The sequence below is a fragment of the Solirubrobacter ginsenosidimutans genome (genome assembly GCF_027587205.1).
This window is the reverse complement of record NZ_JAPDOD010000045.1, coordinates 66,464-72,603: the sequence shown is the minus strand read 5'-3', so window position 1 is coordinate 72,603 and position 6,140 is coordinate 66,464. Positions and strand designations below refer to the sequence as shown.

Sequence of the window (6,140 nt, the reverse complement as noted above, 5' to 3'; positions counted from 1 at the left end):
CTGGCCCCGCGCCCCGCCGGCGGTGGCCACGCCGCGGCGCCGTCGGTCCCCGATTGGCGCCAGCCCGCTCCGGCCACCGCCGCCGGGCGTGCCGGCGGCCAGGACCAGCTCGCGTTCGGCGCCGCGCCCGTCCCCGCGGCGGCGTCCGCCCGGCCGGCAACGCCGCCCGCGCGCCCTACGGCGCCGCGGCCTCGCCCCGCCCGGCCCGCCGACATCACGCCCGAGTCGCTGCTCTCCCTGCTCGGCCTCTCCTCCTTCCGACCCGGTCAGAAGGAGGCCGTGCAGGCCGCGCTCGACGGCCGCGACGCGCTGGTCGTCATGCCCACCGGCGGCGGCAAGAGCCTCTGCTACCAGCTCCCCGCCCTCGCAAGCGACGACCTGACCGTCGTCGTGTCCCCGCTGATCGCCCTGATGCGCGATCAGTGCCAGCGCCTGACCGATCTCGGTCACCCGGCCGTGATGCTGGCCTCCGGCGAGGACAATCAGTCCGCCCTCGATCAGCTCCGCAGCGGCCGGGCGACGATCGTCTTCGCCGCACCCGAGCGGTTCGCCTCCACTGCCTTCCGCAACGCGATCAAGCAGCGGACGCTCGCCCTGTTCGTCGTCGACGAGGCGCACTGCGTGTCCGAGTGGGGGCACGATTTCCGGCCCGACTACCTCCGGCTCGCGTCGGTCATCGCCGAGCTCGGCCATCCGCCCGTCATGGCCTGCACCGCGACCGCGACGCCGAAGGTCGCCGAGGAGATCGTCACCCGCCTCGGCCTCCGGGAACCCGAGCGGGTGCGCTCCGGCTTCGATCGCCCGAACCTCAGCTTCGACGTCCTCCCGTTCGACGGCGAGGGGAGCGTGGCGCGCAAGCGGGCGACGCTGGTCGCCGGCCTCAAGCTGGACGAGAACCGCCCCGGCGTCGTCTACTGCGGCACGCGCAAGAGCACGGAGGAGATCGCGGCGATGCTGCAGGCCGAGGGCCTGAAGACCGCCGCCTACCACGCCGGCATGCCCGCCGACGCCCGCACGCGCGCCCAGGACGCGTTCATGCGCGACGAGGCCGACGTCGTCGTCGCGACCAACGCCTTCGGGATGGGCGTCGACAAGGCCGACGTGCGCTCGGTCTGGCACTGGGCGCTTCCCAGCTCGCTCGAGGCCTACTACCAGGAGGCCGGCCGAGCGGGCCGCGACGGCGCGCCCGCCAAGGCCGTCCTGCTCGCCTCTCGATCGGATCTCGGGAGGCTGGTCCGCTTCATCCGCGAGGCGGAGATCACCGTCGAAGAGGTCGGCCGCCTCGTCAATCGCGTCCGCGGCGGCCAGCGCGAGTTTCCCGCCGGTGACGACAAGGACCGCATCCTGCTCGCCGTCGCCGAGCGCGCCGGAGCGCTCACGCTGCAGCCGGGCAGCGGCAACAGCATCCGCGTCGACCTCAATAGCGAGCACCTCGACCGAGCCAAGGTCTCCCAGCTCTGCCGCGCCGCCGCCGACCGCCGCTGGCAGTCCTACCGCTCGATCGAGCACTACGCCGCGACCGGCGACCGCTGCCGCCGCCGGCAGCTGCTCGACCACTTCGGCGACAACACCCCCGGTCAGCCACTCGGCCGCTGCTGCGACGTCCACGACCCACCCACGTGGCTCCCGCCGATCAGCGCGAAGCCCAAGAAGCTCGCCCCGGTCGAGGACGGCCCACCCGTCTCAGATGACGAGCTCGCGCCGCTGAAGGCGTGGCGGCGAGAGCGTGCCGAGGGCAAGCCCGCTTACACGGTCGCGACCGACGCGACGCTGCGGGAGGTCGTGCGGCGCAAGCCCAAGAGCGAGCAGGAGTTGCTGCAGATCAAGGGGATCGGGGCGTCGTTCGTCTCGAAGCACGCCGAGTCGCTACTCGCACTGCTCGACGGTTGACCGAGCGCGCCTGACGGTCCGATCGCGGGTTTCGATCAGGTTCGCACTGGTCGAGCTGGCGCGCCGGTGGGGGTGTCGCACAAATGCTGCCTCAGAGGCAACGTTTGTTCGTCACCCCCCTCGCGGCGGATGGTCGTTTCCCCGGCGGGATGATCGCCGAGCGTGAGAACGCACTTTCGGTCTCCGTGGCCCGTAACTGTCGGCGCGAGGCTTCGAGGCAACAGAGCCGAGGACCGAGCGGGTTCGCGGGAGCCAGGGACGGGTGGCTCGCCACTCCCCCTCCCCACCCGGCGCAGTTGACTTTCGTCCCTAGGCGCCGTACCCACCCGGGTGCGCCTGGTGCCACACCCACGCGTCGCGCACCATGTCCTCCAAGGACTTCTCCGGCGCCCACCCCAGCCCGGCCCGCGCCCGCGCGTTCGCCGCGACGAGCTGCGGCGGATCGCCCGCCCGCCGGTCCTCCTCCAGAGCCACGATCTCGCGCCCGGTCACAGCCCGCGCCGTATCGATCACCTCACGCACCGAGTAGCCCCGCTCCGAGCCCAGGTTGAAGATGTCGTGCCGCCCGGGCACCGCCTTCTCCAGCGCGAGGATGTGCGCCCGCGCGAGGTCGTCGACGTGAACGTAGTCGCGCACCGCGGTGCCGTCCGGCGTCGGGTAGTCGGTGCCGAAGATCGCCACGCTCGGCCGCGTGCCCGCCGCGGCCTGCAGCACCAACGGGATCAGGTGCGTCTCCGGCGTGTGGTCCTCGCCCAAGCGCCCGCTCGCGCCCGCCACGTTGAAATAGCGCAGCGACACGGCGGCGAGCCCGTGGGCGCGGGCCTCGTCGGCCAGCATCCGGTCGATCGTCAGCTTCGAGTTGCCGTACGCGTTCACCGGCGCGTTGGGCTCCTCCTCGGTGATCAGGTCGACCGCGGGCTCCCCGTAGGTCGCGGCGGTCGAGGAGAAGACCAGCCGCGGCACGCCGGCCGCGCGCATCGCGTCGAGCAGGTTCAGCGCGCCGACGACGTTCCCGCGCCAGTAGCGCTCCGGGTGCTCGACCGACTCGCCCACGAGCGACAGCGCCGCGAAGTGGACCACGCCCTCGAATCCCCCGCCGTCCAGGACGGCCCCCACGGCCGCCGGGTCAAGGAGGTCCGCCTCGACGAACGCCGCGCCCTCGGGCACGGCCTCGCGGTGGCCTCGATAGAGGGAGTCCAGGACGGTGACGTCGTCGCCGCGCGCGAGCAGCTGCTGGGCCACGATCGAGCCGATGTAGCCGGCCCCGCCGGTCACGAGAAGGCGCATGCGGGCTAGTAAAGCGTCTCGCCACGCTCGAGCATGCCGACGAATTTCTCGAGCCGCCGCGCCCGCGTCTCGGGTCGCTTGGCGTCGTGGAGGCGGAAGAGGATCGAGTAGCGGTTGGTCGAGTTGAGCGTCGCGAAGAACTCCGCCGCCGCGGGACGCGCATCGAGCTCGGCCTGCAGATCGGGTGGGACCTGCATGTTCGCTTGGGACTCGTAGGCCGCCTCCCAGCGCCCGTCGGCCTTCGCCCGCTCGATCTCCGCGTGGCCGGCGGGCTGCATCTCACCCGCCTCGATCAACTTGGCCACCAGCCCTTGATTGCGCTTGGACCATTTCGACCGCGCCCGCCGTGGCGTGTACTTCTGCAGGAAGTAGGTCTCGTCGAACGGCTTGCGCTGGCCGTCGATCCACCCGAAGCACAGCGCGACGTCCAGCGTCTCGGTCACCGCGACGCTCTCGACGCCCGTGCCCTTCTTGGCGATCTTGACCCACAGACCGTCCGAACTCGCATGGTTTTCGGCCAGCCACGCGGAGAACTCCTCCTTGCCGGCGAACGTCAGAACGGGCTGATCCATGTCCACCGACGGTACAGTGGGAGGCTTATGCGCACGCGCCCCATCACGGCTCTCCTGGCCGCGCTGGCGCTCCTGGCGGTCACTTGTGCCACGTCCTTCGCGCAAACGCCGACGCCGACGCCGACCGACACGCCGACGCCCACCGCCACCGCCGCGCAGGACGACGGCACGGCGGCCGATCCGCCGGCGGACGCGTCCAAGGAGGTCAAGGCGGTCTACACCGACTACAGCCGCGACGGCGTGATCGACGTCTGCGAGCACACGCGCGCCGTGCTGCAGGAGACGCTCGACGGCATCGAGGCCGCGTTCGACCGCGACTTCCCGGACTTCCGCGAAGCGGTCAAGGCGGGCATCCAGCGCCACGACAAGGGTCGCTGCGACGAGGCCACGGCAACCCCGACGGCCACCGCGACCGCGACGGCCTCCCCCGACGCGACCTCGACGGCCTCACCGGAGTCCGGCGCGCTCCCGCCCCCGACCGACGACGGCGGTAGCGGCTCGCTCCCCCCGGCGACGGAGAGCGCGACGCCCGAGTCCGGCACGCTCCCGCCCACCCCTGAAGGGTCGGTCACGCCCGCCCCGCCGGTGGCGACGCCCACCGTCGCCCCAGCCGCACCCGCGGCCACCCCGACGCCGGTCCCGACCCCTTCGGTGGTCACCCGCTCCAACACCTCAGGGCTGCTCATCCCGGGCATCCTCGTCGGGATCGCGCTCCTCGGCGCGCTCGGCCTCGCGCTCGCCGCCGTCACGGGTCGCTCGCCGAGCACCAGCCACGCCTTCAGCGAGGCCGCCTACCGCTTCAAGGGCACGTGGGCGGACTTCTCGGACTGGCTCAGGTTCGGCCGCTGAGCGTGACGCCGCTCGTCTCACTGACGAGCTGGCCCAGCGTCTGCTGATCGAGCTCGGCGACGAGGGCGTCGACCGCGCGGCGTTCGAGGTCCTCCAGCGCGGACTGGATGCGCTGGCCGACGTCGCAGTCCGGCGCGGCGACGTGGACACCGAGGACGCCGGCGTCGCCGTGGACGGCCCGCCAGATCTCCCCGAGCGTCGTCTCGCAGCCGGCGCCGTCGAGCTGCCAGCCCCCGCTCGGTCCCGGCCGTGAGCGCACCAGGCCGGCGCGCCGGAGCGGCGCCAGGACCCGCCGCACGTGCTCGGGGCTCGTCCCTGCGCTCCCTGCGAGGAACTCCGAGCTGACCAGCGCGGGCGCCTGGCTGCCGAGCAGCGTCAGGACGTGCACGGCGAGGGAGAACTGGGTGTTCGTCGGGGCGGGCACGCGCACGTCTAATCGTAACCGGCCCTGATACGTTTGCATTCGTAACCGCAGTGCACACGAATTCGGAGGACAGCATGAAATACGGCATCACCGGCGCGTCCGGCACGCTCGGCCGGCTCACCGCGGACGCGCTGCTGGAGCGGGTGCCCGCCGCCGACGTCGTCCTCGTGACCCGTGATCCGAGCAAGCTCGCCGCCTACGCCGAGCGCGGGGTCGAGGTGCGCGCCGGCGACTTCACCGACGCCGCCACGCTCGACTTCAGCGGGATCGACCGCCTGCTGCTGATCAGCCTCGACACCGTCGGGACCCGGGTGGAGCCGCAGAAGGCCGCGATCGACGCCGCGGTGGCGGCGGGTGTGCAGCGGATCGCCTATACGTCGGTCACGAACCCGTCGCACAGCAACCCGGTGTTCGTCGCCCCGGACCATCGCGCGACCGAGCTGCACCTGTTCAATTCGGGCGCCCACTGGACGGTGCTGCGCAACGCGATCTACACCGAGATGTACACGCTGTCGGCGCCCGGCGTGCTCGCGAGCGGCACGATCGTGACCAACGCGGGCGACGGGCTGGCCGTGAACGTCTCCCGGCTCGACTGCGCCGACGTCGCCGCCGCCGTGCTGGCCGGCGACGACCACGACGACAAGCTCTACGACATCACCGGCGAGGAGGCGCTCAACCCGGATGGCCTCGCGGCGCTGTACACCGAACTCACCGGTAAGCCCGTCTCGGTCCAGCAGCTCGACGACGCCGCCTGGGTCGCCGCGATGAGCGCACACATGCCCGAGGCGGGAGCGCAGGCGCTCGCGACGCTCGGCCGCGCCCAGCGGCTCGGATACCAGGCGACCATCTCGACCGCCGTCCGCGACATCACCGGCCACGCGCCACGTTCGCTTCGCGACGTGCTCGCCCCGGCGCTCGCCGGCTGACGAAGTCGCCCGTGTTTGCGGGGTGTTCGCGGAGAGCCGCGAACACCCTCGGCGCCCCGAAAATGCGGGATAGCCGTACCCCCGGGACCGCTAGAATGTGGGGAGAGGAAATTGCGTTTTGCAGGCGCTTCTTAGAGAGCGTCGTCACCACTGGAGCCGTCGTCCGCGCCACCCGTTCTGTCCGACGCGGAG

6 protein-coding genes are annotated in these 6,140 nt (G+C 72.2%); 3 read left to right on the top strand and 3 right to left on the bottom strand.

Translation table 11 applies throughout. From position 1 onward, the window contains the following. Positions 1 to 1,890, top strand: a 1,890-nt coding sequence (locus tag OM076_RS34035) for a RecQ family ATP-dependent DNA helicase (protein WP_270044618.1), incomplete at its 5' end; no start/stop codon positions are given. A 309-nt stretch (positions 1,891 to 2,199) separates the two neighbouring features. Here OM076_RS34035 and galE read toward each other — a convergent pair. Together galE and OM076_RS34025 are read right to left on the bottom strand one after the other, a co-directional pair. Further along, positions 2,200 to 3,177, bottom strand: coding sequence for a UDP-glucose 4-epimerase GalE (gene galE / locus OM076_RS34030; RefSeq protein ID WP_270044617.1), 978 nt, complete (start codon positions 3,175 to 3,177; stop codon positions 2,200 to 2,202). A gap of 5 nt (positions 3,178 to 3,182) precedes the next feature. Beyond that, positions 3,183 to 3,749, bottom strand: a complete 567-nt coding sequence (locus OM076_RS34025) for a YdeI/OmpD-associated family protein (protein WP_270044616.1) — start codon at positions 3,747 to 3,749, stop codon at positions 3,183 to 3,185. Between the two features lie 27 nt (positions 3,750 to 3,776). Between OM076_RS34025 and OM076_RS34020 the strand changes: the two genes are divergently transcribed. Next, positions 3,777 to 4,598 (top strand): hypothetical protein, encoded by an 822-nt coding sequence (locus OM076_RS34020; protein ID WP_270044615.1) that lies wholly within the window; start codon positions 3,777 to 3,779, stop codon positions 4,596 to 4,598. Here OM076_RS34020 and OM076_RS34015 read toward each other — a convergent pair. Beyond that, positions 4,582 to 5,022, bottom strand: a complete 441-nt coding sequence (locus OM076_RS34015) for an Rrf2 family transcriptional regulator (RefSeq protein WP_270044614.1) — start codon at positions 5,020 to 5,022, stop codon at positions 4,582 to 4,584. The genes OM076_RS34020 and OM076_RS34015 overlap by 17 nt on opposite strands. Positions 5,023 to 5,096: 74 nt before the next feature. On the opposite strand from OM076_RS34015, the gene OM076_RS34010 reads away from it, so the two are divergent. Next, positions 5,097 to 5,948, top strand: coding sequence for an NAD(P)H-binding protein (locus OM076_RS34010; protein WP_270044613.1), 852 nt, complete (start codon positions 5,097 to 5,099; stop codon positions 5,946 to 5,948). Positions 5,949 to 6,140 lie beyond the last annotated feature (192 nt).

Excerpts from the sequence above, each read along its gene's own strand:
- OM076_RS34025 (WP_270044616.1), bottom strand. The coding sequence starts at position 3,749 with ATGGATCAGCCCGTTCTGACGTTCGCCGGCAAGGAGGAGTTCTCCGCG.
- OM076_RS34020 (WP_270044615.1), top strand. The coding sequence starts at position 3,777 with ATGCGCACGCGCCCCATCACGGCTCTCCTGGCCGCGCTGGCGCTCCTG.
- galE (WP_270044617.1), bottom strand. The coding sequence starts at position 3,177 with ATGCGCCTTCTCGTGACCGGCGGGGCCGGCTACATCGGCTCGATCGTG.
- OM076_RS34010 (WP_270044613.1), top strand. The coding sequence starts at position 5,097 with ATGAAATACGGCATCACCGGCGCGTCCGGCACGCTCGGCCGGCTCACC.